16 protein-coding genes and 4 pseudogenes are annotated in these 25,803 nt (G+C 44.2%); 12 read left to right on the top strand and 8 right to left on the bottom strand.

Annotated features, from left to right (window positions below; genetic code table 11):
- Window position 1: 1 nt before the first annotated feature.
- From CS022_RS04145 to CS022_RS04160, 4 genes are all read right to left on the bottom strand, one after another.
- Window positions 2–1,006, bottom strand: coding sequence for a sensor histidine kinase (locus CS022_RS04145; RefSeq protein WP_129121226.1), 1,005 nt, complete (start codon window positions 1,004–1,006; stop codon window positions 2–4).
- 255 nt (window positions 1,007–1,261) lie between these two features.
- Window positions 1,262–3,175, bottom strand: a complete 1,914-nt coding sequence (locus tag CS022_RS04150; protein ID WP_129121227.1) for an amidohydrolase family protein — start codon at window positions 3,173–3,175, stop codon at window positions 1,262–1,264.
- A gap of 212 nt (window positions 3,176–3,387) precedes the next feature.
- Window positions 3,388–4,365 carry a hypothetical protein gene (locus tag CS022_RS04155; protein WP_145964502.1) on the bottom strand — a complete coding sequence of 326 codons (978 nt, stop codon included), beginning with the start codon at window positions 4,363–4,365 and terminating at the stop codon, window positions 3,388–3,390.
- Between the two features lie 3 nt (window positions 4,366–4,368).
- Window positions 4,369–5,700 carry a sphingomyelin phosphodiesterase gene (locus CS022_RS04160; protein ID WP_129121229.1) on the bottom strand — a complete coding sequence of 444 codons (1,332 nt, stop codon included), beginning with the start codon at window positions 5,698–5,700 and terminating at the stop codon, window positions 4,369–4,371.
- Window positions 5,701–6,457: 757 nt separating this feature from the next.
- On the opposite strand from CS022_RS04160, the pseudogene CS022_RS27975 reads away from it, so the two are divergent.
- From CS022_RS27975 to CS022_RS04170, 3 genes and pseudogenes are all read left to right on the top strand, one after another.
- A pseudogene (locus CS022_RS27975) lies at window positions 6,458–7,546 on the top strand (PKD domain-containing protein); the annotation flags it as partial.
- A gap of 63 nt (window positions 7,547–7,609) precedes the next feature.
- Window positions 7,610–8,194 carry a PPC domain-containing protein gene (locus CS022_RS27980; protein ID WP_408057211.1) on the top strand — a complete coding sequence of 195 codons (585 nt, stop codon included), beginning with the start codon at window positions 7,610–7,612 and terminating at the stop codon, window positions 8,192–8,194.
- Between the two features lie 388 nt (window positions 8,195–8,582).
- On the top strand, window positions 8,583–8,864 hold the full coding sequence (locus tag CS022_RS04170; protein WP_129121230.1) for a hypothetical protein: 282 nt from the start codon (window positions 8,583–8,585) through the stop codon (window positions 8,862–8,864).
- 277 nt (window positions 8,865–9,141) lie between these two features.
- Here the strand turns inward: CS022_RS04170 and CS022_RS04175 are convergent, their stop codons facing one another.
- Window positions 9,142–9,441, bottom strand: coding sequence for a hypothetical protein (locus CS022_RS04175; RefSeq protein WP_129121231.1), 300 nt, complete (start codon window positions 9,439–9,441; stop codon window positions 9,142–9,144).
- A gap of 934 nt (window positions 9,442–10,375) precedes the next feature.
- On the opposite strand from CS022_RS04175, the pseudogene CS022_RS04185 reads away from it, so the two are divergent.
- From CS022_RS04185 to CS022_RS27990, 5 genes and pseudogenes are all read left to right on the top strand, one after another.
- A pseudogene (locus CS022_RS04185) lies at window positions 10,376–10,806 on the top strand (CIA30 family protein).
- A 182-nt stretch (window positions 10,807–10,988) separates the two neighbouring features.
- Window positions 10,989–12,059, top strand: a complete 1,071-nt coding sequence (locus CS022_RS04190; RefSeq protein ID WP_161569558.1) for a DUF418 domain-containing protein — start codon at window positions 10,989–10,991, stop codon at window positions 12,057–12,059.
- Window positions 12,060–12,391: 332 nt separating this feature from the next.
- Window positions 12,392–13,174 carry a hypothetical protein gene (locus CS022_RS04195; protein WP_129121235.1) on the top strand — a complete coding sequence of 261 codons (783 nt, stop codon included), beginning with the start codon at window positions 12,392–12,394 and terminating at the stop codon, window positions 13,172–13,174.
- Between the two features lie 372 nt (window positions 13,175–13,546).
- Window positions 13,547–15,336: pseudogene (locus CS022_RS27985) on the top strand (M4 family metallopeptidase); the annotation flags it as partial.
- On the top strand, window positions 15,325–15,693 hold the full coding sequence (locus CS022_RS27990; RefSeq protein ID WP_408057212.1) for a proprotein convertase P-domain-containing protein: 369 nt from the start codon (window positions 15,325–15,327) through the stop codon (window positions 15,691–15,693). The pseudogene CS022_RS27985 and the gene CS022_RS27990, both read left to right, overlap by 12 nt.
- Before the next feature lie 37 nt (window positions 15,694–15,730).
- Here CS022_RS27990 and CS022_RS04205 read toward each other — a convergent pair whose 3' ends face one another.
- Window positions 15,731–15,883 (bottom strand): DUF2256 domain-containing protein, encoded by a 153-nt coding sequence (locus tag CS022_RS04205; RefSeq protein ID WP_129121236.1) that lies wholly within the window; start codon window positions 15,881–15,883, stop codon window positions 15,731–15,733.
- Between the two features lie 254 nt (window positions 15,884–16,137).
- Here CS022_RS04205 and CS022_RS04210 point away from each other — a divergent pair, with 254 nt between their 5' ends.
- The 4 genes and pseudogenes from CS022_RS04210 (at window position 16,138) to CS022_RS27150 (ending at window position 21,656) form a co-directional block, all read left to right on the top strand.
- On the top strand, window positions 16,138–16,875 hold the full coding sequence (locus CS022_RS04210; RefSeq protein ID WP_129121237.1) for a MipA/OmpV family protein: 738 nt from the start codon (window positions 16,138–16,140) through the stop codon (window positions 16,873–16,875).
- A gap of 486 nt (window positions 16,876–17,361) precedes the next feature.
- The gene (locus tag CS022_RS04215; RefSeq protein ID WP_129121238.1) at window positions 17,362–18,504 is read left to right on the top strand and encodes an efflux RND transporter periplasmic adaptor subunit; all 1,143 of its coding nucleotides are present in this window, start codon (window positions 17,362–17,364) and stop codon (window positions 18,502–18,504) included.
- 90 nt (window positions 18,505–18,594) lie between these two features.
- Window positions 18,595–21,165: pseudogene (locus tag CS022_RS04220) on the top strand (efflux RND transporter permease subunit).
- Window positions 21,093–21,656 (top strand): efflux RND transporter permease subunit, encoded by a 564-nt coding sequence (locus tag CS022_RS27150; protein ID WP_268967861.1) that lies wholly within the window; start codon window positions 21,093–21,095, stop codon window positions 21,654–21,656. The pseudogene CS022_RS04220 and the gene CS022_RS27150 overlap by 73 nt, the downstream one beginning before the upstream one ends.
- 30 nt (window positions 21,657–21,686) lie before the next feature.
- On the opposite strand, the gene CS022_RS04225 is transcribed toward CS022_RS27150, so the two are convergent.
- Window positions 21,687–22,373 carry a DUF3334 family protein gene (locus CS022_RS04225; RefSeq protein WP_129121239.1) on the bottom strand — a complete coding sequence of 229 codons (687 nt, stop codon included), beginning with the start codon at window positions 22,371–22,373 and terminating at the stop codon, window positions 21,687–21,689.
- Between the two features lie 134 nt (window positions 22,374–22,507).
- Window positions 22,508–25,726 carry an ATP-binding protein gene (locus tag CS022_RS04230; RefSeq protein ID WP_129121240.1) on the bottom strand — a complete coding sequence of 1,073 codons (3,219 nt, stop codon included), beginning with the start codon at window positions 25,724–25,726 and terminating at the stop codon, window positions 22,508–22,510.
- Window positions 25,727–25,803 lie beyond the last annotated feature (77 nt).

The raw sequence follows: 25,803 nt of genomic DNA on the forward strand, positions 1-25,803 counted from the left end.
GTTATACCTGCATAGCGATGTTTACGATTGCGCCATTTTTACTGGAAAGCGATACCCGTCCGCCGGGCTGCATCTCAATGCGACGCTTGAGGTTGTGCATTCCGATACCGTTTTTGTGGCTGAAGGTCAGTGTTTCATCAGTAAAACCCAGGCCGTTATCGGAGATGTTGATGTTGAGTTTCCCACCCGAGATCCATGCCTTTATCGATATCTCCAGCATTTCCTGTGCTGCACATTGCTTGAAGCTATTTTCAACAATCGGCTGAAGCAGGAAGGGAGGGATCTGGCAACCACGGGCATCTTGCGCAATCTCATAGTTAACTATCAGACGTTCACCAAAGCGAGCTTGTTCAATCGCCAAGTAGTTCTCTATCAGGGTTAACTCCTCGTTAAGAGATACTTTTTCTTTTTCGCCATTATTGAGGGAATACCTTAGGACATCGGCCAATTTGTGCACGGCTTCATCTGCAAGCATTGGGTCTTGATAAATATAAGCGGAAATCGTGTTGAGGCTGTTGAACATAAAGTGTGGATTTAGCTGATACCTCAACGCTTGTAACTGAGCTTTTTGTGCTGCTTGTTTTTCTGCAGCAGCCTTTTTACGGTACTCAATGAATGAGACTATTCCGTATGCACTGGTGCCCCAGACCAAGCCATTGGTGATGACAAACAGCCCCATGTTCAATCCACCGGGGATCTGCCAGCCAAACTCGAAAACCCATGACAACAACTGGTTTCCCGTTGTGAATGCTGACACAGTGACTAACCACTCTTTAAAAGGAGCGCTTATTCCGTATCGACGCAAGCGAAAAACAACGAGCAGGCTCACCCAAGATGGCATCAAATAGAAGAAGATAAACCATTGAAATGATGCAAGAATCCCTGCAGCGTTCAACTCAGTCAGCCCTTGCATAACCAAAAGGAAAGTATAGGCGATATCGATGCCTAACAATGCAACGAATGATTGGAGAAATATGGGATGTTTAAAATCGTTTATCAGGCTCACCACTACAACTCGTCTACGTTTGTTGCTATGACAATACACCCAACTAATAAGCAAAGGGTTAAAGGCATTACGATAAGGAGATCTGCTCCGAGAAAAGGCGTTGAAAATAAGTGTCTTATGAGAAGGTAAGTGCTGAGTGAAGCGAAGGATGCCATCGTGAATTGGGCTGGCGATAAGTGCATAATAGACCTCCTAAAGCCTGCTTTTCAGCAGACTTGTCGATATTATTTATGAGGGTTCAATTTGGTTAACGCATTAGTAGAAGCTGATGCTTTCAATCTCTGCGGTTATGATGTCATCCACAGCTTTACCCCCTGGCGCGTTTCGCCACAGTAGGCTGAGACCTTTTAAGTTTTTGCCGGACCAAACGATTTTTTGGCCAAAGCTCATTTGAGTTAACTTCGTGAAAGGAATCGTCACCGTCACATGGCTGTCCGATTCGTTAAGCATGGTGTTGTGGTAGTTCCAGTCCTTTACTTCATCCATATATAAAGAGAGAAATACCGGATGTGAGCTTTTATACGTAATGCTGATGCCCTCAAAATGGGTGGCATCACTTAGTGAATCAAACAGCATTTGTGAGCCGGTAAACGCGCCAAACTGACCGCCACCCGCTAAGGTAGAGTTGAGAACCAGAGAGCCTTTGTCTTTCGTTTGCGCTGTTGTCGATGTGCCGCCAAACATGCTGTCATTGAGCGTCACCCAATCCGCGTCTTTTTCTTTGTCAAAGATTCTTGCGGACAACGCTTCTTCTTGACTGACACACTTTGTACCGAATGCTTTTTTAGCCTGATTCGACGTTACAAGGGCTTGTCGGTTCACCCATGATCCTTTGTGGTAAATCCGAGATGGCGTCTTGATGCTTTCTATATTTTCAATTGGATTGGTGTCTAATAGGGTGAAACTTGCTGCCGCACCTTTGATAAGTTCACCACGTTGGCTGGCTTCACCCAGTGTTTTTGCTGCAATAAGGGTGGCAGCGTTTAGCGCTTCAGGATTACTCAATCCCGCTTTACTGAGAGACACAATCTCCCCGATTAAGCCCGCGCCATGCAAAGTGAAAGGGTTTCCTGCATCTGAGCCTGCACCAATCTTGACGCCAGCTTCTGCCAGCAAGGCTACATTCTTTTTAGCGACCGATTTTTTTTCCCAGCTTGCAGCTTGCCACCCAGAAGGCTTGCTTACATTTTTAAACAGGCAATCAGTGATATCCTGATGAACGGGAGCTAAGTCCATGTTGCTGACAAGACCTGACTCTGCTTCGTCGCCTGGGTTGTGGTAAACACTCAGAGTCGGAATATAGGTGACATTGTTTTCCAACATAAGACGAATGAATTCTTCGTCTATTTCTTCTTGATTAATGCCATGCGCAAGTGCATCTGCTCCGGCTTTTATTGCACGTTTGCCGTCTTCCAGCGTGCTGACATGAATAAATAGCGGTAACCCCGCTTCTTTAGAGCGTTTACCTATTTCCGTCAGCGCTTCATCTGTAATGCTTGGGCGACTGCCGCCAAAGTCCTCAATAATTGCTTTCGTAACCGATGGTTTCATCGACAGATGCATTGACCAATTCGCTTCAACATCGGCTTTGGTAACCACCTCATAGGCACCTTGAGGTCCAAACTGAGTGCCATGTCCGCCTGGGTTGGTAAACGCCGGGCCAGATAAGAAGACATCGGGTTCCTTGCCTTCGAGCGTATGGATTTGCTTCACCATTTGCGTTGACATAAGAAGGTCTGTAACCCCCGTTACACCATAGTAAAGCGCACTGTTGAGGTGTGACTGTACTGGGACATGAATGTAGTTATCGTAGTTACTTCCTGATGCTGACAAATGCACATGAAGATCAATGAGACCCGGCAGTGCATACTGGCCTTCTGCGTCATAAACCTCTTCGACGGCCATTGGCTTATCTGTCATCGTTGTGACCTTGACGATTTTTCCATCATCAATATACATTCTGCTTGGCGTTGAGAATGAACCCAGATGAGGCTGGTATATGCTGACATTTTCAACCATTAAAGTGTGTATTGCCACTTCGCTGGCAAGCGAAGAACTCGCAGCAAACATACCAAGTGCTGCAAGTGATAAAGTGAAACCCTTTGCCGTGAAAAAGCCTGATGTTCTGACGTTGATGTTTTTTTTGTTACGCAAAAACTTACTTTGCATGGATGACTCCGTTCATTTCTAATGCGAGAGCAGCTTCAGTGCTGCTTGCTTTTGTTCGATGGGGAAAGACTAATGGGAAGATATCGTTTCAGCAGTGTAAAACTCATGAAGTGACACATTCAGCGTTGAATCGACAAATATGCAAGATGAATAAATGCTGGCCAAAAGGGTTATGCCGATTGGCCTGACATATAAGATTAGGCTGGGTGGGATTATCCAAAGAACTGCTGTCGGAATTGACGGATTTTGTCTTGGTAATATGCCTGCCACTCATCGTCACTCAGGTGAGCGTATTGAGATAAGCGTGCCGTATTCAATTGAGCCTTAAGTCGAGCTAGCTGAGTCTGGTAATCTTCAACAATAATGGTTTGCTGTTGTCTGCGTTGATTATCCTGGTGAATATCATATCGTTGAGCGGGTGTTAGATAATGGTTGGCTAACTCCGAACGAAATGTCTCCTGCTCGCGATCAGTGAGTGATTCCGGTATCAGGGCTTCAGCCTTTTCATATTTGATGACGCCGTTTGATGCTGTGTTATTTTTCTCTTTTGCCTGCCATTTATCCACGTGCGAAATAATATTAGTAACCAAAGTGTCGGGTGACATAGCCAGCTCATTGCGAAGCCTATCACTCTCCAGTTGATAATCGAGATAGGCATATTGATCGGCTAGTATGCGCTCGGCATATTCTCCCCAAGCAATAGCAGCAGCGTCTTTAAATGCATTTACTTTAGACGCCAAATCATCCGAACTATTGACGACAAGTTCTGCTTGCTGCTTTTTCCATTGTGTAGAAAGGTAGGGATATTGGCCGACAAGAACAAATAGTGATGGATCTATTTCGATTTCCAATGCGTTCAGACTTTGTTCACAGTCTTCTCGTAGCTCACACTGGAACCAGAAATCTTTAAGCAACGCTAACAAAGCCTTACCTTCGGCAGATGACAGTGGATGCGATTCGTTGTCGGCCTCTTTGATTGTTCTGGGAAACGAGGCCTTAAATGGAATGCTTTGCCGGACTTGGTTATCGATTGCTGGCGTTTGGTAACCGTCTTTATCGCCCATGCCATCGTCCGCCTGTGTCTTGGGGAACTGATTCGTGTTTCTTTCAACATCATGATGCGAAATGACTAGGTAACCACTCAGAGTAAGAGCGGCCAACAGGCCGCCCGTAATGATAAATCTCACCACCCTCTAGTTACCGACAACTGAGACAACTGGCTGGTGATCGGATAAGTTCCAGTCTCCCCAGACTGATGAATCTGTCGTTCTTGGCACATCGACGCGGTTAAAAATCTGTTGATTCTGACCATAGTCATTATCGAGCAGAATGTAGTCTAAATATTCGATATGTGAGCCACCTGAAAACGCAGCGCCTGCGTAGTTGTTGATGCGTGGGTCGAATGTTCCGCTGGTATAACCGGTGTAAGTCGGCTCAGAAGCATTTAGGTTACTCAGCATTTGCTTGTAGTCGCCTTCAAACTTGAGTTTGTTGACATTCAGGTCGCCGCTGTAAATCACTGTTTCGTTTGTAGGGATGTTCAGTGATTTTGCCATTGCACGCATTTGCTTGAATTGGCGTTGACGGTTCTCACGGGCAGCATCGGTGTCAAACGAGGCGGCATGCGTAGCAAAGACATGATAAGCCTCACCGTTTTTGATGACTTCAGCATAATTTATCCCTTTGTCAGCAAAGCAGTCCGTGCCACTGCAATCAGGGTAGACAAACTGAGCCTGATTAACGATCGGGTAGCGACTCACTATTGTCACACCACCATCATGCACATTCGCACCCGGTGCATTCAGCATTTTTGTCTGGTATGGGTATTCTGTGGCCAAATCACGAAGAAAGCTGTCACGACCACCCGCAAAGACTTCTTGAAGCGCGATAACGTCGTAACCTTTCAGGTATTCAGGCAAAAGTTGAAATCTTTCTGAGATATTCGACGCAACTGCCGGTAATGCCCAGATGTTATAGGTCATTAATGAAAGAGCTTCAGGAGTCGGGGTAGGGGCATTGTCCTGAGATGTCGGTGTAACGGTGTAATGCAAGTCGTCATAGCGCCATGTGAAGTCAGCTTTGTAAGCCAGTTCAACGCGCTTATCACCAAACGTATCGCTACTAACACGGTGAATATTGCGGTCATCTTTCCAGCTTAACCCTTTGTCATCAGCTGATACGCTGTGCTTTATTGACGAGTTATGCCAGCTACCTCGCATTTGCTGGTGCAGCTTGATTGTGTCTCCTGATTGGTTACTTACCAACGTTTCAAAATTGTATGTCTTTCCTGCTTTTACGCCTTGCCATCTGTTAAAGCTAAGAACTTCACGTGTCGTCCAGGGTGGTACTTCGACTTCGTGTTGTAACCATTCATCCCCTTTTTGCAAGATGTCTGTACCGAAATGACTGACATCAATAAACAGCGTTTCTCCTGAATTATTTGTTAAGTACACATCGGTGTCGGCAAAGGAGGAAGACGAGAAGGCAACAGATAGCAAAATTGCCGCGCGTGAGAGTGAAAACATCAATATTCCCTTAGTGATTGGTTAGTCAGCGGCGTAGGCTAATGAGAATAGATGTCATTTATGTTATGGAAAGATGTCAGTTTAAAAACTGCGGCTGATGTCTAACTTGTTGACTATTAAAATAGACACAATCGATTTTTTTAAAATTCAAACCTTTTCATCAACTGGCGAAGTCAATATCTAATTTCCACTATCAAAATAACGATCAATGTTATTAAGTCACTATTTGTAATCGATAACATTAGGTAATGATCAGGTTTTGATTATGAGTAGATGGTCTTAAATATATCCTTTGGTTCTATTGCATGTTCGCGTTTGACTAAATAAATATACACATGTAAATCACTATGCTCTTGTCAGTTTTAAATACGAAAGGAATCTACACATGCAAAACCAAAGAATAAAATGGTCTGCACTTGCTCTTAGCGTAGCCATTTCGTCTGCTGTATCAGCGAACAACATGACACAAGATTTAAAACCGCTGGTGATCTCTGATACCGTTTCTTATCAGAAGACGCTTGATGCGGCTCAGTTCGCCGTTAATGCGCTAGGTGATGCCCGTATTTCAGAAGATGTGATCTCGGTAGATGGCGCAACATTTGTAAAAGTTCACTTCAAGCGTTTTGTGTTACCAGAAGGCGCGTATGTTGAAGTTTCTGACCCAGCGGGAACAGAGAAATATACCTACTCCGGTGAATCATCACAGAAAGTGACGTTTGATACTGCAGCTGGCGAGGATGGTTTCAGTCGTTTTTCTGCGATGTCGATTACGGGTGAAACAGCAGTTGTTCGATTGGTTGTTCCGGCGGGCGTTAGTTGGAACGCAGAGCATGGTGTTGAGATCGACAAATATTTTGCTGGTAACGAGAACGTAGCGGCTGTCGATGATGCCAATCAGGAAAACACCGCATCACCATTCTCCACATGTGGCGAGAATGAGCGATATGATGTGGCATGTTGGCAAGACAGTCACCCGGTAGAATTCGAAAGAACACGTCCGGTTGCTCGCCTGCTAATGGCTGGTAGCGGTCTTTGTACCGGCTGGCGTGTCGGCGAAGACAACCATATGTTCACGAATAACCACTGTGTGGCATCTGAGTCACGTCTTCAAGACACAGAAGTTTGGTTTAACTACCAACGCACCGCGTGTAACGGCGCTGAGTTTGAGCAAGTGGTGAAAGTCACAGGTGCTCAAATCTTAAAAACTGATTACGACCTCGATTACACCCTGTTCACGGTTAACGGTTTCAGCGATATTGCTAGTTTTGGTCACTTCGGTCTCGATGTCAGAGCGCCTGAATATGGTGAACGCATTTATATCCCTCAACATGGCTCGGGTAACCCGAAAGAATTGTCTATTGAAAGTGACCAAAATAATGGTGGCTTATGTCAGATAGACATTGTTAGTGCGCAAGGACGAGCAAATGGTGTTGATACAGGTTACTTCTGTGACACCATTGGTGGCTCTTCCGGTTCACCTGTTCTTGCTGCGAATAGCAACAACGTCATTGCGCTCCACCACTTCGGTGGTTGTGAAAACCAGGGGGTTCGAATCGACAAGATCTGGCCACAGGTCTCGAGCTACTTTAACGGTGTTCCTCCTGTCGGCGACAACGACACCGATGGCAACCGTCCACCGTTAGCTGCCTTTGACAGCGTATGTGAAGGGCTGGAGTGTACATTTGACGCGACTGCAAGTACTGATGTTGATGGTAATATCGACAGCTATATATGGCAGCTGGGCGACGGTTCACAAGCTACTGGTGATGTTGTTACACACAACTATTCAGCAGCAGGTAGTTACGATGTCACGCTCACTGTGACTGATAACGAAGGTGCGACAGCGTCGCGTTCTGACAGCATTAAAGCGGGCGATCTGGGGCCTGTAAAACTGGAATCTGGTGTGGCAGTGGGTGGACTGTTTGGTGAGAAAGATGAGGAGCTGGTCTTCTTCATCGATGTGACTGAAGATCAACCTAAGTTAAACGTTCGTATTTCTGGTGGCAGTGGTGATGCAGACCTTTATGTCAAAGGTGGCTTAGAGCCAGCGAAAAACGACTGGGACTGCCGTCCTTATGCCAGCGGAAATACCGAGAGTTGCTCTGGTATCTACAGTGGTCGTGTCTATGTGAAACTGATTGGATTCTCTACGTTTGCCGATGTCACGATTATTGCTGAGACCAGCGAACTGGTTGGTGGTGATTTCCCGAAAACGGATTTGTCTGCTGGCACAGGTGAGTGGTTATTCTACGAGTACACGGTAGGACAGGGCGTGTCAGACGTTAACGTTGCGATGTTCGGTGGTAGTGGTGATGCAGACTTGTATGTGAAGAAAAATCAACAGCCAACTAAAAGTAGCTACGATTGCCGTCCGTTTGCTGGTGGTAACACCGAAAACTGTCGTGTTTCAGTATCAGAAGGCGATGTTGTCCATATCGGTGTTCATGGTTATCAAGCATTCTCTTCTGTCACCTTAGATGTAGAGACATTCTAATGTCATTTTGGGCTGCCATGTTGTATTGGCAGCCTTATTTCGTTACTCAAAGCGTGAGCAAAGTAGAAGCAACAGTGTTTCTAAGAGCAAGAAAGCGTAAAAAAGCAGACAGTTTGATTAGAGATCAGTAACTTTAGCTTCTTTTTTTCATTAGTTGAACGACGTCACTTTACTTCACAAAATTTCCAAATCTTGTTTCATTTAATTCATCTCATGTCGCAAAATGACTGGTCCGATTTGACTTGCAGCCGCAAAAAAGAGATTCCATGTACCGTAAACAAAGTAAGTATGCTTTATGTCATTTTCGTTTAAGGTCAGCGGTCCTCGTTGACAGTCGTCAAGAAGGCATAGTGTGTGCTGCTGTATGGAAGGATACCTTGGGGGTTTTATGGAAGAAAGCCTAGTTCAGCGGAAATACAAGGTAACCGATCCTCGCCTCAGAAGTCGTGCAGTTTGGATCAAACGAGGCGAGCACGTTGGTAAATCTGGAGTTATCGCGAAGCAAAAAGACGGCAAGTTTCTTGTAGGTGGTATGGATTTCGAGAGTCCGGTTTGGTTACCGACTTCCGCTGTCGTTTATATCGGGCAACCGAGAAAAAAAATAATGAAGATTGACACTCCGATGTTACCTGAACACCTCAGACCTAAGGGATGTTCGCGTTCGTCCTAATCTAACACGTGTAGTCAATAACCGAAAAAAGCCGCTAAATTTAGCGGCTTTTTTGTTACCAAAAATAGTATTCTTCTCCGGCGAGGGATCTCTACCGATACCAGAGTATCACTTTGAGCGCGACGCCATAAAAGCTCTTGTCTTCGGTCATTGATACCTAATCAGGTATACCATCAGAACACGACGGATACTCGACGAGTCTGGTTTCGAGCCAAAGGAAGCACATGCTTGGGTAGCGGCAACGATACTTTTATCGGTTGACGCTACGGTTCGGTATTTAGAGATGCTGTTCTGTTGCTCGTGCCTTCTTAGCTTCGTTCTTTAGAAAATTGGTGTGTAATGATGTTGCTTGGTCACTTGCAATTGCTGCTTTGGCTTTTAGATGTTCAGATAATGCTTTATCTGCCTCAATTTTGCTTTGCATTTGTATGCGCTGCATGGTGTTTTGATGGTTATTAGCCATTTGAGCTTGCATAGCGACTGCATTTTGCTGGTTTTGTTGCTGTTGTATAGCTGCTTGCTGGTGACCCATGCCACCCTGCATTTGATTGATCTGCGCTGCCTGATTAACTGGCATAATCCACCTCTTTCATATTTCACTAACCTTTTGTAAGTGTTTATTATGAAATAAAGGTTCCAAAAGCAGGTTGCATATAAAGATGTCTGTTTTACTTTTGAGAATGTCAATTGTGTATTTAGGTGCTTTGTATGGTTATTCAGTTGTTAGAAAAGTGAGTGGTATTTTGCGAAACAAAAAGGCCTGCCAGAGCGATGCTCTAGCAGGCCTTTGGTCAGTTGGTTGACCGAGTGAGAGAGAAGCCATTCCCCTAAGCCCAAACGTCCGCTGTTTTGTGCTTTCTTATGTTTGTGAAAACATCAATGACAGAGGAGTCTCCCTTCGTGTTTTTGTTATTCTTGCTGCGAGAGCTCTATTTGTCGTCGCAGTCGTTACTTTGTGCCCAATAGAAGCCCTTGGTTCCCTCATTAAATAAAAAAACAATCAGAGCTAACCGTTTTAAGATGAGGGAAAATATATAATTTTCAATGTGATATAAATTCTGTTATTAATGGCTCTCCTCTCTTCCGTTTGAATTTCAAACGAGTGGCCCTTGTAAGTATTAGCATTGATTGAATGATAAAATTATATTATTCAGTCGATTAAAATTATCTGTTTTATACTTGCAGGTTTCTCTTAATAATTATTTTTGTTTGAAAATATTTTTTATTTTTTACCCCTAAAGTGATTAAAACTTACTTTGCCCACACTGCGATTTGCTCATTTATGATTGTTATATCGTTTCCGATCCAATGCGCGAAGAAAGGAGTATCAATGATTTAGGCATATAAGTTTAGGGTTTATCATGTTGACTCGTTTTGCTTCGCTACTGTTACTATGCACAACGGTTTTTATAAATGGTGCACATGGAATGACAAAAGAAAAAACGGACAACAAGCTGCTGTTCGATAATGGCTGGGACAGTGATACGTGGCTAGTCGTTAATGACGGCGTAATGGGAGGACGTTCATCATCAGCAGTGTGGACTGAATCTGGGATTTTACATTTCAGAGGAAACCTTTCACTGGAAAACAACGGTGGCTTTGCTCGGTAAGGCGTTTTGCGCCCTTAGACCTCCGATCTGTAAAACAATACATATCCCTTAAAGTAAAAGGCGATGGCCGACAATATCAATTTCGCGTGAGAACGACGAAAAGCTGGGACGGGGTGAGTTATCGGGCAGTCTTTCAAACAGTAAAAGACCAATGGGTCACGATTACGATCGGTGAGGATGACTTCGTACCTGTGTTTAGAGGACGTCGGGTTATTAACGTGCCTGAATTTAACTTTGCTGATAGTAGACAGATGGGCCTTATGTTGGCTGACAAAACTCCCGGCGCATTCCATCTTGAGTTGGCAGAAATTGGACTGGATTCACAGCTCTGAGCCGTATCAGATGTAGTCAAACATAACATATTGAGAATTCTAGCTTTTGGACTGATAGTGGGTGACGAGAACCCGATAATACGTCGTATGCTAGGAGAATTAATGAGAATTCAATCACTTGATGTTCTAAGAGGCGTAGCATTTTAGGCATCCTATTCATGAACATTTATCACCATGGCGAATTGCTCAATGGTTATGTCAGATTCCAGAATCCCCCCCTTTTAGACGAGATTATCGATACATTTAACCTCTTCTTTGCTGACGGACGCTTTAGAAGCCTTTTCTGTCTGCTCTTTGGTGCAGGTCTTGCGATTCAGTATGAGTCAAGCAATAAAAAAGACATCGACCCTATGATGTTTATCAAAACGCGCCTCAACTGGTTGCTCCTTTTTGGTTTTATCCACGCCGTTTTCATTTTTGGTGGTGATATTCTAATGCTCTATGCCGTCATCGGGTTCTTTGTGTATAAGAAACTGGCACTTGAACAGAATGTTTTGCGTAATAAAGCCATTATTTGGTACGTGGTTGGTGCTGTTGTAGTCTCTGCTGTAGCAGGTGGTTTATTGCTTATCCCACAAGAGGAGTTGATGGTTCGTGGTTCTCCGGCATATCTGGAAGCTTACGGCAATTGGTTCGGCAATTACGGCTATCAGGTTTTAGTGCAAGGGGGGGTTGCTCTCGGAATGGTTGTTCTCGCTCCTATGATAGGGGGGATCCAAATTGCTGCTTTGATAATGTTTGGCGCGTTTTTATACCGCTCAGGGTTCTTCGAGCGCGGACTAAGTAATATCCAGCTTATATTTGCATTTGTCACTGGCATGACGTTGTCTGCCCTGCTTTTTGTTATGACAAATAATTTTGATATCGAGCTTTCAATAATCAATATAGTTTCCTCTATACCGGCAGTGTTTATTGCACTGGTGTATGCTCACATTTTGATTAAGTTCTCCCAGGGTTCCTCGCGAGTCATAAAAGCGCTGGCAAACACGGGTCGAGTGGCGTTTTCGTTGTACATACTGCAGTCCGTTGTAATGGCGATAGCGCTAAGATGGATTTTCCCTGAATTTCACTTTGAAGCGACACGCTTGGATTACCTATTGATAGTAATTTCTTACACGATATTTCAAATTTTTCTTGCCAATGTCTATCTTTCTCTCTTCCGACAGGGACCTTTGGAACTTCTCTGGCGTAAAGCTTACCTAGGCAGTGTAAAGAGAAAGCAAGGCAAGCAACTAAAAGTAAAGGTTGCCTAAAACGCATTGAAATTGCCGAACAGAGAGGCGCTAGCTGACTAGTGCTTCTCCCTTTTTGTTTTCCTGTTCGTATTTCGAATTTGAGAATTTGAACAAAAGATGGCAATTAACGGAAGAGATGCGTTCAATAAGCCTAGTCCGTAAGGCTAAAAGTAATCTTCAGCGTTGACTATCAGCTAAACGAGATACAACACTGGTCGAATATTGTTTTCCGCTGATTGAAACCACTTAGAATTTCATTGATTTGGTCAGGCAGCAGGCGTCAAATATAAACGAAAAAGCCTGTTACGCGCTGTAACGGAAAGTGTCTGAAAGGCTCCACGGAGGGAGGTATGCAGCAATTGGGTTTATTTCTTACCTTGCTCGTTTTTATCGTTGCTTGCCGCAGTGACACGCCGACCATGGTTGATCCCTCATTTCAACACGAAAAGTCAGAGCGCTATATTGTTGATGACAATAATTTATCTGCCTTTGCCTATCTCTCTTACACCGGAAAAGGTGAAGTCAGACTCGATGTGAATGTGGTCCCAGAGACAAAGCTTGGAACGGATGCAAGTGAGCCAAAGATGACTGACAAGATATTCCTTTCTGTCGATGGTGTCATAAGCCAGCTGAATAAAACTGAGACTCAGGGCTATACTTCTTATCACAAAATTCTCGATCCTAACTCGACACAGTATGAACTTTACATCGTTAGAAATGGGGCCAGAGTCCAGTCTGGTAGTATCAGTATTCTTCCTGTCCCCTTTGATGTTAAGGCTGCTCTCTCAGACAACGTAATAAGTATTGAGTGGCCCATAGAGGCTGAACATCAATATGAATTCGATAGAAAGTTGTTGAATTGCGTAGATAAAGCCAAGAGAGATAAACGCTTCGAGTCGAGACCGGACGTTGGAAAAAACGAACATCTCGTCAACTCTGGTCGAATGCATATCGTGATTAGCGACTTCATCCGTGAGTTTCAATTTGTCGCCTTGTCTGAATTACGTGCTCGCTATGAGTGGTGTGAGTTCAACGTCAGCATTTCCGCCCTGCGTCCAGATGTTTATGACCTTGATTCAAACATCGATTTTTTGGTCCGCCAAGTTAGAGAAATACGCGTCCCTCTCTGGTAAATGAAACACCACCAACTATAGATGACCCCTGAGTGCATTATGGCTCAGGCTGTCTGGTTTTCTATATTCTGGAAATACAGTCATTCTCATCGTACCAGTGATCGCTCGACACACTTTTTGGTTAAAAAGACTTACATTTCTTTCATTTATAGTGATCGAGCCTGATATGCCGACCTGAGTCAGAGTTTTGATCTTCTTCAAATATATCAATAACCCTGCCCGGCAAAGTGTGCAGTATGTCTTGTAAAAAAGACAATTTTGACTTCTGGCGTTTACAGCAATATCAAAAATCCTCTAATACTGGATTACCCCGATGTGGCCTGGGATGGCTGGGGTAATCATTAGAAAAGTAACTGTAATTAAAGGATTTTTATGAACAGAGTACTCACCATGACACCGTTAGCTCTCGCAATTGCATTCAGTGTCAATACACAGGCAGCACAGTGGGAATCAATCGAAAATATTGAGCAGCAAACAAACTCTGTGATGAGCATGAGTTTGAATCAACAGTTGCAACTCAGCAGCAACCACGATTTTAAAGAAGTGAAGCGTGTTATTTTACCCAATGGTGTACAAAAAGTCCGTCTTCAACAAACCTATCAAGGCATCCCTGTCTATGGCAGTAACCTGGTTGCTGATGTCTCGCAGCAAGGCTTTATGACAGCACAGGAAGCGCAAATCTTGACGGGGGTTGACGTTGATTTATCCTCTGTCAAACCAACGCTGTCAGCCGATGATGTGCTCAAACAGGTTCTTAACCAATCGCTCTTGGCACCCAAGGTAGAAAACGAGCAAGTTCAGTTATATGTGATGCTGGATGACGAGAGCAATGCGCGTTTGGTCTATCAAGTCTCTTATTTCGATGCAGGACAAACGCCCAGTCGTCCTTTTACCATCCTTGATGCGAACACGGGTGAAGTGCTCCAGCAATGGGAGGGCCTAAACCATGCTGATGTTGGTACAGGGCCTGGTGGCAATATCAAAACCGGAAAGTATCAGTACGGAACCGATTACGGGCACATGGACGTTGCCGTATCAGGCAGCACCTGTACGATGGAAAATGAAAACGTAAAAACCGTCAACCTCAATCATGGGACCAGCGGCAGTGCGGCGTTTTCTTATGATTGTCCTGAAAACACGGTGAAGCCTATCAACGGTGCACATTCACCACTCAACGATGCGCATTATTTCGGCGGTGTTGTCTTCGATATGTTCAAAGATTGGTATGGCACCGAGCCTCTGTCATTCAAGCTGACAATGCGCGTACATTATCAGTCTGATTATGAGAATGCATTCTGGAATGGCCGCGAGATGACCTTTGGTGATGGTAAAAACTACTTCCACCCGTTGGTGAGTCTTGATGTTTCGGCCCATGAAGTCAGTCACGGCTTTACTGAACAAAACTCTGGTCTAAAGTATCGGGAAATGTCGGGCGGTATTAATGAAGCTTCTCTGATATGGCGGGCGAAGCCGCAGAGTACTATATGAAGGGCACAAACGACTGGCTGGTTGGAGCTCAAATATTCAAAGCTGATGGTGCATTACGCTACTTTGAAGACCCGACGAGAGACGGTAAATCAATTGGCCATGCTTCTGACTACACCGACTCAATGGATGTTCACTACAGCAGTGGTGTATTCAACCGTGCCTTTTATCTGCTGGCTAACACATCAGGGTGGGACGTTCGCAAAGCCTTTGAAGTTATGGTTAGGGCAAACCAACTGTATTGGACACCTGAATCAACCTTTGATGAAGGTGCCTGCGGGGTGAAGAAAGCGGCTATAGATGCAGGCTACAATGCCGATGATGTGGTTGCGGCATTTGACACTGTGGGTGTTAACGCGTGTAAAGTCTTTACCGATGAGGAGCTTCTCGATGGTGTTGTTGTTAATGGTCTGAGCGGAGCCAAAGACAGCCAGACACACTATTTCGTTGATGTGCCGGCAGAAGCAACGAATCTGGTTGTCACTATGGCCGGGGGAACGGGCGATGCAGACCTGTATGTCAGAACAGGTCAGAAACCAACATCAAGCACCTATGACTGTCGCCCGTATGTCGGTGGCAATGATGAAGTGTGCCGCCTGAATGTTTCCGGTGCGCAGCGTTACCATGTCATGTTGGAAGGTTATTCCGCCTACGGTAATACCTCACTGGTTGCAGACTACGATGTGGCCTCGGGCAATGTCTATTCGAATACGGCCCGCTACCCAATTCCTGACAATAACCCAACAGGTGCGAGCAGTGTTATTGATGTGACTGAAAGCGCCGTTCCGGGCTCGGTCAAGATTGAAGTCAATGTATCCCATACTTATGTGGGTGATCTGAACGTATCGGTTATCAGCCCGGCTGGCACAGTTCATACCGTTCACAAGAACACAGGCGGGAGCAGTGACGATATCGTGGAAACTTACACCGTTAATACGGGAAGTGAAGACGTGAAGGGTAACTGGACACTAAAAGTGGTTGATTCGGCAAACTACGACACCGGTGCTATCAACAGTTGGAAGCTATCGTTTTAACTGAAAAGCGACCTTGATAAAAATATCAGCCCAGCACTTAGCTGGGCTTTTCTGGACTGGATGTTTTGTTTCTTCGGCAACGCTCAGAACAATAAATTACGTTATCCCAATTCTTTTCCCACTTTTTGCGCCAATTGAACGGAAAGCCACATACGGGACATCTTTTGCAGGGGAGATGCGCTTTTTTCAAAGAGTAACCCTTTTAGACCTGATGTAGGTACGGGTACGTAATGGCCGTACATTTAGACTTTCCTTTGTTATAAATAGTCGTTTGGAGGAGCGTATGCGTGAAAGACGCGATTGTGCCCTTGACGATATAGTGCCTAGCGTTAAAGCTCTATTTAGTGTGAAGATGACTGAACGAGCTAAAAAGAGTAAAAAATTGTAAGTAAATACCTTAGTTCGGGTCTGTTTAAGGATGAATATGGAGGGACAGGAATGAAAATGAATAAATCGATTGCTGCATCAGTCGTTTTGTCGGGAATGGCATGGTCTCAAATTGCTAGTGCGGAGTTGTTTCAAGATTACGGTTTTGTTGGTGTCAGTGGCGTTGCTGAGCAATCCGTGTATTCATCTGATAATAAGGTGAAATTCAGAGCTTCTCCGAGCCTTTTCTATAACAGTGAGTATGGTTTTGTTGACGGGACTTTAGCGAATGTAGCCGTCCTGCCATGGCTTGGTGTGAGTGCAAACTGGCGTTTTGCTGAGGTGTCGGAGGACGTCACAAATCTACCAACTGGGATAAAGGAACGGGATGCCAGCGGGGAATTGGGTGTAACATTAGGCACCGTTGGTGCTCGCATCACTTTTTTACATGATGTAACCAGTAAACATGATGGTTACGAGCTTCAGATGTACCTCTCAAAGGCTTTTGAAACGCCAGTCGATGGGTTGGCATTTGCACCATTCTTAGAGGCAGACTTTCGAGATAAGAAGCTTTCTAATCACCTTTATGGTGTGTCTTCATCAGAGGCTGCGGCATCTGGATTAAAGCAATTTCAAGAAGCGAATACGCGTTCATTTAAGGCGGGAATAACTGGCATTTATGAATTCTATCCTGACTGGAACCTTCTGGTGAAAGTCAGGATTAATTACCACGATACCGACAGCCCTCTGATTAGACAAGATCTCGGCGTCGCAGGAAGTCTAGGTGTAGTGTATAGCTTCGGCGATTGGGAGTAATTACCCTCGCTAAGATGTAAGTAAACCAGAGACTCTCAAAGAATTGATCATGCGGCAGTCTCTGGTTATCAGTTAACCGCGCCATTATTACTCTTTCGTTTCTATTTGATTTTTACTCTATCGTCTCTTTTCTTTCAAACATTTCTCATTATCTATGAGAAGGTAACGAGGAAAAGTGCATAGTGTTCTATTTTCGCGACATGTAATAAATGATAAACCTGCTAATTTTTAATGACTGACACTTTTATTACGCCAGCTAAAATAATAATTAGATTATTTTCATACATTTTTTTGAATATAAAAATTATAAAGACATCGAAAATCTTTGAATATTTTTGTAAGACGAGGGATCCGGGATCATGTCTAATAAAATTTTGATAATCCGCGCCACTTTTCAGCCGTTATTTGCTTATTTCAGGTAAATAACTCCCACCATTAAACGCGAACTGCTGACTCATATTTCTTCGTAATTTGAAAGGAAAAAGCATGCCTGCAAAGAATGCTAGATACATTTTGCCATTTCTTGTTTTTCTGGCGAGTTGTGCCGGCTATGTGGCAATGTCTGATGTACCCCAAGAGGTAGAAAAAGTAGATGACGGAGTAACCCTAGCATCCGTTCGTGTTGTGGACATGAAGCCAACCTCACATCAGATAAAGCTGACCAGTTATGGTGAAGTCCGGTCGTTTGAGACAACCCACCTTGCTGCAAGAGTATCGGGTACCGTCATAAAACGTAATCCCAAATTTGCTATCGGTGGCTTGGTTAAACGAGGTGAGGTCCTCTTCACCCTCGATAAGGGGAACTACATAGCTGCTGTCTCCGAGTCTGAAGCGCAAGTTGTTGCGGCGCGAGCGGTATTGATTGAAGAGCGAGCACTCGCAAGAGTTGCAGCACGTCAGGCAAGGAAAATGGACAAAAAGCGAGTCACGGATTTGTTTCTAAGAAAGCCTCAGTTACTCAGTGCAGAGGCGAGAGTCACGTCCACTGAAGCGGCGCTAACCCGAGCTCGAAGCCATCTCTCTAATTGCGTTGTTCGTGCCCCTTTCGATGCACTTATTGTATCGAGAAATATCGGTATTGGTCAGTATGTGATGGCGGGAACACAAGTCGCTGTGCTCGACAATATAGAAACTGCTGAAATCCATATTCCTATTGCTGGTTTTGATGCGGAGTTTTTGCCTAACGACCTATCCAATCTTGCAGCAGAGGTTGTGCTCAAAGACATTACTAAATTGACTCGAAGAGAGGGGAAAATAGTCAGAGATCTGGGTGTGGTTGACTCTGAGACAAGAATGACGAATTTGGTAGTGCGTTTTGATGATCCGTATGGGCTGAATTCGAATCATCCCCCAATAAAGTTTGGCTCTTTCGTGAGTGTCGCCTTTGATGGTAAGAAGTTAAAAGATGCGTATAGAATTCGCCAGGATTTACTGCGGGATAACCTCATTTGGGTAGTCAACAGCGAAAATAAGCTTGAATCGAGGGTCACCAATATATTGAGACAAGAAGGCGAATTTGTCTACATTCGTGGTGGAGTAAAAAGTGAAGACGCCTTTGTGCTATCAGTACCTGACTATCCGAAAAAAGGGCTTACCGTTAAAGCCATCCGACTAGAAGCCTTTAACTAAAAGCGTTTTGATGAATAAAGAAAACGAGTTTTCCAGTAACAAAGCCTTATCGGATATTTTGCAAATAATATCGTTACGGCGAATTTGATGATGATATTCATCATTATCATCGGGTCGATGACTTATTCAGCGTTACAGCGACAGATATTCCCAAGTCAACAATCTAACTTTGTTGAAATAAAAATTGCTTACCCGAGTGCATCGCCAGAAGAAATTGAAACGTCAGTAATAATGAAAATTGAAGATAATATAACTGATATTACAGGCATTGATAAATTTGTTTCAAACGCTCAGCGAGGTTTTGGGGTCATTTCGTTAACGATAAATAGGGAGTATTCTCCCGCCGAGTTAGTAACGCGCGTCAAAGAAAAGGTGGATTCGATTACCAGCTTTCCTGATGGAATGGAGTCTTTCAGTGTAAGTCAGGTCATCAAAAATCAATTGGTATTTGAGTTGGTGGTCGTCGGGCATTTACCTCTTGCGGAACTGGTTCCATTTGCGAAGGAAGCAGGTGCGGAAATTAGAAAGCTTGATAAGGTATCTGATGTCAAAGTGACTAACCCTGAGCCCGAAATTGCCTTTGAAATTGACCCAGAAACACTTCGAAAATACAACCTCACCTTATCATCTATAAGCCAGTCAATTAGACGGTTTTCCGCTAACCATTCAGCCGGGTTTGTCAGCACGGAAAGTGGCAACGTTTCCGTCCGTATAGAGAATCAATACTACGAGGGAACTGAATTTGGTCAAATTCCGGTCAAGATAGGTGCTAATGGTGCTGAGCTTTTGCTTCGTGACATTTCTGTCATCAAAGACGGTTTTACTGAGAGGGAGCGTTATTTTAAGTACTCAGGTGTAAATGCCATAAACATCACCATCAGAGCTACGGACAATGAAAATACCCTTGAGGTTGCTAAAGCAGTAAAAGAATACATTCAGACGAAAAATCAGGCTTTACCCGACGGTGTCAGTTTGGATGTGGTCATTGATATGACGTATTACCTGAACCAGCGCTTAGAAATGATGCTGAAAAATCTGGCTGAGGGTGCCTTTATTGTTGCTGTTATTCTCGCGCTTTTTCTTAATACTAACCTCGCGATATGGGCTATCCTGGGCCTGCCTGTTAGTTTTCTCGGCGGCGTAATAATGATGTACGCACTCGGTCTGAGCTTGAATGTTATTACCCTATTTGCGTTCATCATGGTACTGGGTATTGTTGTTGATAACGCCATTATAATCGGTGAGAGCGTGTGGAGTCAGATCGAACGATATGGCGAGGGTGCAGACAGTGTTATCAGAGGAGTTCAGCGGGTCGCGACCCCCGCGATTTTTGGTGTACTAACAACGGTAGCTATGTTTGTTCCCTTTCTGATGACCAGTAGTGGTGGAAACCTGTATTTTCACGATATCGCTGCGGTCTCAATCTGTTGCTTGTTGTTTAGCCTACTGCAGTCAAAGCTTATTCTTCCTGCTAATCTCGTTCAGGGGTTGTCGGAAAAGAAAAAAAAGAATGTTGTAAGAGCGTGTTTCACAACACGCAGCACGAAATTCATACATGGCCCATTTAGAGACCTTCTGACTCGTTGTGTTCACTATCGCTGGACCATTCTTTCCTTGTTTGGCTCTGCGATGTTGCTGACCGTTGCGTTACTTCAGTTTGGATATGTAAAGACAACCTTGATGCCCAAAGTGCCTCAAGACTATCCCAATATTCACATCAACATGCACAAAAATACATCGAGTGAGCAGACCATCAATGTGCTCAAAGATGTGGAAGAAAGAATCATAGCGCAAGATATTCAGATAGAAAGCGAACATGGCCATAGGATGGTCAAGGATATTCTTACCTTGAATTTGAGTAGAAATAATGCAGTTTTGATTATAAAGCTTGTCGACGAGCACCTAAGGCCAATGACTGCTTTTGAGTTGTCACGCCGTTGGCGAAAAGTCATTCCGGACTACCCGGGAGTGCGTTCTTTGTTCATCGTCGACAGTGTGCTCGGGGAAACGAGCTTGCATGAAATTGGCGTAACCTTGGCTGGTGATGACATTGATAAGCTCAATCAGGCTGGCTCAAGCCTAATAGGACTCCTAAAAAATCAATAGGGTATGTTCGATGTGTCGTCAACGCTGGATATCAGTAGTCAGGAAATTCAGTTGACACTTTTGCCCATTGCTTACAAGTTGGGGCTTGATCTCTCTTCAGTGGCTTCTCAGGTTGGAAATGGTTTCTACGGCGGAGAGGCACAACGCATCTCACGACATGGAGAAGAGGTCAGGGTGATTGTTAGGTACCCTCGGTATACCCGTGAGGCGCTTTCCTCATTAGTTTATACGGTAATAAAGACCCCACAGGGGCGGCAAGTTATGCTGGGTGACATTGCAAACATTCACTTTAAGCCCGGGCACAACGAGATTCGAAGAGACAATGGTTCACGCAGTGTGTACGTGTTTAGCTCAGTTGATGAGCAAGTTTTAACGTCAGACTCGGCGCTTAAGATCCTGAAAGACACGATGTTGCCCGAACTTAGGCAGTGGTACCCCGAAATCGATATCAAGATAAGCGGCGAAGCCACGACGATGCTGATATGCAAAAACGGCAGGGCTATTATTTTATTTTCGGACTTATCGCAGTTTATGTGCTGCTTGCCATCCCGCTGAGAAGTTACACACAGCCCATTCTCATTATGTCTGTTATTCCCTTCAGTTTTATTTTGCCTGTCTGGGTTCATGTGGCGCTTGATTTGGAATTGAGCATGATGTCCACATTCGGACTTGTTGCGGCAGCAGGCGTTGTCATTAACGATTCTCTCGTCATGATGGATTTTATAAACCGTCGTATACACAAAGGGTATTCGATTTTTACGTCAGTGATCGATGCAGGCTGTGAGAGGTTTCGTGCGATCACCTTGACGTCAATCACTACGTTTGCAGGGCTTCTTCCGATTATGTTTGAGACCAGTTTACAAGCAAAGTTTGTTATCCCCATGGCTATTTCGCTTGGCTTTGCTGTTCTGTTCGCCACTTTTGTCAGTCTCTTGCTTGTTCCTTGCACGTTTGTGGTTTGGCAGGATTTGAGGACTCTATTTGAAAAAAGAGTGCATGAAAAGAAGACGGTTGGTTTCAACAAGGAAGAGGGAAAGGAGCGATAACGCGGAATAAACGCATCGCTCATATTATTTTCAGGATACTTTAGATTTCGAGGTTCTTCGCGGCGCTCTTTTTCTCGCCGCTGGTTTTGCCGTTTTCACTGGTTCATGTTTTGCCATTTCTTCTTCGAGAATGGCATCTGGGTCAAGCTCCTTTTCTTTCTTGAATGTCTCGAGTTGAATAAACTCGGTCGCTTCAACAGCGAATTCAAGGAAGAAATTGTGGCAATCTTCCGTGTGGAAGCAAACACGGCGAGATTCAGGATGCTCTACATGTCCGTCGATAGTCACGCTAATTTTTTTGTTAAAAGCCATCATTTTAGGCTGGTTTTGCGTGATGCTGATGTGGAGTGAGCGTTGAATTTTCCCTGAAAAATCACCAAGCATTTGGTTCATCAATTCACCGAGCACATCGCCGACTTCGTCTGATGTGTGGACCGAGGTGAGTTCTTCTTTGGGAATACCCATGTTTAGCATGTATTTTTGGTAGATCTCGAGGGCTGCCTTTGCCTCGAAGTTGATGACTACCCAACCTGAAAAGCCACCATCAAACAAAACAAAACAACCAATGTCAGGCTTCAGGCTTGTTTTTTCAATTTTCTGAACAAACCCGGAGTGTGTCACTTCCGAGTTGGTACCCATTGTGAGCACGTCTGTCACGGACTGGCATAGCTTCAGTAAAATATCATCTGAGGTCACGATCGTTGTTTTCTTTGTCATAGTCATACCCGCAATCAATATACAGCGATGCCTGCTCTGGCAATTTAAGTGGGAAGTGAATTAATTTTGAGACTGTGTTTCTTAATGATTGTAGCCAACCGTTAAAAATTTGCTCATTAAAGACTTTCCCTTGTTTACTGTTGATCTGATTCTGCAGAGGCTTCTAGCTCGCTTCTTTTCTCTTCAACGACCTTTAGGCACTCGGGTAGTACCCTTTTTAACTCGGTGATCATTTTATCAAGCTCATTGGACTCTTCGCGACTGGCAAGTTCGATGCGTTTACAAAGTTCAGACAGATAATCCGCACCGACACTGCTGGTGGATGTTTTTAGTTTATGTGCGGCTTGACGAACCTCCTCAAATTCAAAAGGTATTGAATAGTCCGCAAGTCTTGATAATTCTGGAACGCAGTGTCGATTGAACTCGTTGAGCACAGCAAGGTAAGTAGATTCATCACCCCAAAATAGTTTCTCAAGGACATTTTCCCGCAACGCAAATTTTGACTGGTTGTTATTGGTGGGAGCCAAGTCGATGAGTGGCTTTTGATCTACTTGTGTTTCTAATAATGCTGATGTGTCATCCGTTCTCTCTTTCGCTGCCTTTAGCCACTTATCAAGAACACCCTGTATGTCATCCATTTCGACCGGTTTACTGATGAAATCGTCCATTCCGGCTGCTTCACACTTCTCAGCTTCACCGACAAGCGCATTAGCAGTCAGTGCGACAATAGGTACCCAACGTTTATCCTTTTTTTGAATGTTTCGCAGATGCTTTGTCAGCTGATAACCATCTAACTCAGGCATGTGACAGTCTGTCAAAACGATATCAAACTTCTCCTTCTGATAGGCGTCCTCTGCCTCCACACCATTTTCGGTCATGGTCACTTGATAGCCAAGGTAGGTGAGCTGTTTTTCAATAACGATTTGGTTGGTGAGATTATCCTCAGCAACTAATATACGAGCTCGATTAGTGACTTTGGGCTCGCGTAGTTTCGCTTTGGGTTGGCTATGGAATACTGGGAAATCAGGTGATTTCACGCCAGCACAAATCTGCAGTCCCTCAATGAGCCTTGATAGTTTGAGTGGCGATGCATGAATAGAGAATACATCTGTTGCGCCGTACTTATGGACGGGAAGACGAGTATCCATCTCCAGATATTTAATGTTGAGATGCTTGTGCTGTTCAAGCTGTTTTTTGGTGAACAGATAATCATCACATAAAACAATATAGTGCTCATCAGCACTGAACCCTGAGGCGTCTTTTTCCAACTGGTGTATTGGAATGGTAACGGGTAGAAGGTCGAGATAGGGCAGGTATTTATCAACCATGGAGTGAAGAGGGCCTGAGCCAAGTGTATTGATCAACGAGAAGGTTTTAAGTTTCTCAACTTGCGATTTGAAATCAGGAGCATCCTCTGTCGTTTCGGCACAAGGAAGAGCAAAATTAACCACAAATGTCGTCCCAAACCCTTCTTCACTTGAAACCGATATGTTGCCGTTTAACATGTTGATGATATTACGTGAAATTGCCAGTCCCAACCCTGAGCCGCCAAAGCGCCGGGTTGTAGAGTACTCGGCCTGAGTGAACGGCTGGAATATTGCAGCAAGCTTCTCCTGACTTATGCCGATACCGTTATCGCGTACTTCAATTTTTATTTCAGTGTGTTCGCTGGCATGCTCAGTATCGACGGCGAAAACCCAGACTTGAACGATACCGGTATGGCCTTTTCTGCTAGAGAACTTAATGCCATTTCCGATTAAATTAAAGAGTATCTGTTTGATACGAATGGGATCCCCGATTAAGGATGAGGATAACTTCGGGTCGACAAAAAGTGAGAGTTTGACGTTTTTGCTCATTGCTTCAGCTGCGAAGTTGTCCATGACTTGTTCAGCAATATTTCGAATAGCAAACGGCACTTGATCGAGACTCATCTTTCCTGCCTCGATCCTCGAGAAATCGAGTATGTCGTTGATGATACCGAGAAGTGTCAACGCCGATTCTCTCACGGTATTTGCAAGGCCCAATTGAGTGGCATCAAGATTAGAACGTCGAAGGATATCTATCATACCAATCACGCCATTCATCGGTGTTCTTATTTCGTGGCTCATTGCGGCAAGGAACTGTGCTTTAGCAAGTGAAGCGGACTCGGCTCGCTCTTTTTGATAAACCAATTGTTCACGAGCCTGATTGCGGGAAATGATATGGTCGCGGAACAAGCTCAGCGCATAAGAAATTTGTCCCACCTCATCGCGTCGGTTTCTGAACATTATTGGGACTTCAGTATTCCCTTGCGAGAGTTGAAACATGGTGTCAGCCAATTTTGCGATAGGCCGGGTAACATTTCGATACACCGATAAGGTAATCAAGACACTGGCCAGAGCAATAATCGCGAATAATGCCATGAAAGAGGTCTGGTTGGTTTGAAGCACGCTTTGTTGCTTGTTGATAGTGTCAAAGGCATCGATATTTCCGTTTTCAGCAAAAGATGTCAGATTCTCTATTAGCTCTTTGTAAATGGTATCTGTGAGCTCAGCGACAGCGCGAGACGCCTCTACCTTTTTAGAAGGGTCATAATCATTGAAAATTGATATTGCGCTGTCATAAAGTGCCTTATGACGCATTTGCAACTGTTCAAGGAGATCGCTTTGACCGAAAGCGCCTTGATATAAACCAAGGTATTGGAAAAACTCGACGTTGTTTGAATTAACAAACTCAAGTCCGCCGGGAATGCCATTGATGTGCGATTTGACCGCGGTCAGCATCGATCTTGACTTAATCAGCATTTCCTCAAGATAAAGCTTGGCTCTCTCGTCTGAGCTCTCAGTCACACTTAGCGATGACATCATTTCGTTAACGAGATTAAGCAAATCATTATATTGCTCTGACTGGAGTGTTTCGTATTTTTTGCGAATCCGAACCTCATCTTGCGGGTTGAAAGGCAAGATAACTGTGCTGTCTGCTTGTCTTGTGTAGGAAACAAATAAGGTCTGTAAGACCCTGATAGTCTCATTGTTTTTTCCGTAATATTCCTCAAGGTCTTCGAAAGCTTGTACTATTTTTGCCTTTTTTTCATTGAACATTGCCTGTGTATTACTTTGGCCAGTTGAATATCTGTACAAGGCAATATTCATTTCGGCGCTATAACGAAGCATCGAGGAGGAGAGCAGGGAAGTCAGTACCTGACGTTGAAGCTTCTTGCCAGAATCATCATTGGCATTTTTAAGCATCACATAACTTGATGCTGAGATAATGGTGACCAGTAAGGTCATGATCGCCATTGCAAGAGCAACTTTTGCCACAATCCCTTTTAGGTAAGGTTTGCCTGTGTAGCGCTCAAAATGTTTACCGCTCATTCGATTCCTTAAGTAAAGCAAGGTTTTATGACCCTGAGGCTGCTGGCTGGGTTTATATTTCTAATATCAGCGACTAA

The organism is Veronia nyctiphanis, from assembly GCF_004116385.1.
Taxonomy (GTDB): Bacteria; Pseudomonadota; Gammaproteobacteria; order Enterobacterales; family Vibrionaceae; genus Veronia; species Veronia nyctiphanis.

Excerpts from the sequence above, each read along its gene's own strand:
- CS022_RS04150 (WP_129121227.1), bottom strand. The coding sequence starts at position 3,175 with ATGCAAAGTAAGTTTTTGCGTAACAAAAAAAACATCAACGTCAGAACA.
- CS022_RS04160 (WP_129121229.1), bottom strand. The coding sequence starts at position 5,700 with ATGTTTTCACTCTCACGCGCGGCAATTTTGCTATCTGTTGCCTTCTCG.
- CS022_RS04170 (WP_129121230.1), top strand. The coding sequence starts at position 8,583 with ATGGAAGAAAGCCTAGTTCAGCGGAAATACAAGGTAACCGATCCTCGC.
- CS022_RS04175 (WP_129121231.1), bottom strand. The coding sequence starts at position 9,441 with ATGCCAGTTAATCAGGCAGCGCAGATCAATCAAATGCAGGGTGGCATG.
- CS022_RS04195 (WP_129121235.1), top strand. The coding sequence starts at position 12,392 with ATGCAGCAATTGGGTTTATTTCTTACCTTGCTCGTTTTTATCGTTGCT.
- CS022_RS04210 (WP_129121237.1), top strand. The coding sequence starts at position 16,138 with ATGAATAAATCGATTGCTGCATCAGTCGTTTTGTCGGGAATGGCATGG.
- CS022_RS04215 (WP_129121238.1), top strand. The coding sequence starts at position 17,362 with ATGCCTGCAAAGAATGCTAGATACATTTTGCCATTTCTTGTTTTTCTG.
- CS022_RS27150 (WP_268967861.1), top strand. The coding sequence starts at position 21,093 with ATGCAAAAACGGCAGGGCTATTATTTTATTTTCGGACTTATCGCAGTT.
- CS022_RS04225 (WP_129121239.1), bottom strand. The coding sequence starts at position 22,373 with ATGACAAAGAAAACAACGATCGTGACCTCAGATGATATTTTACTGAAG.
- CS022_RS04230 (WP_129121240.1), bottom strand. The coding sequence starts at position 25,726 with ATGAGCGGTAAACATTTTGAGCGCTACACAGGCAAACCTTACCTAAAA.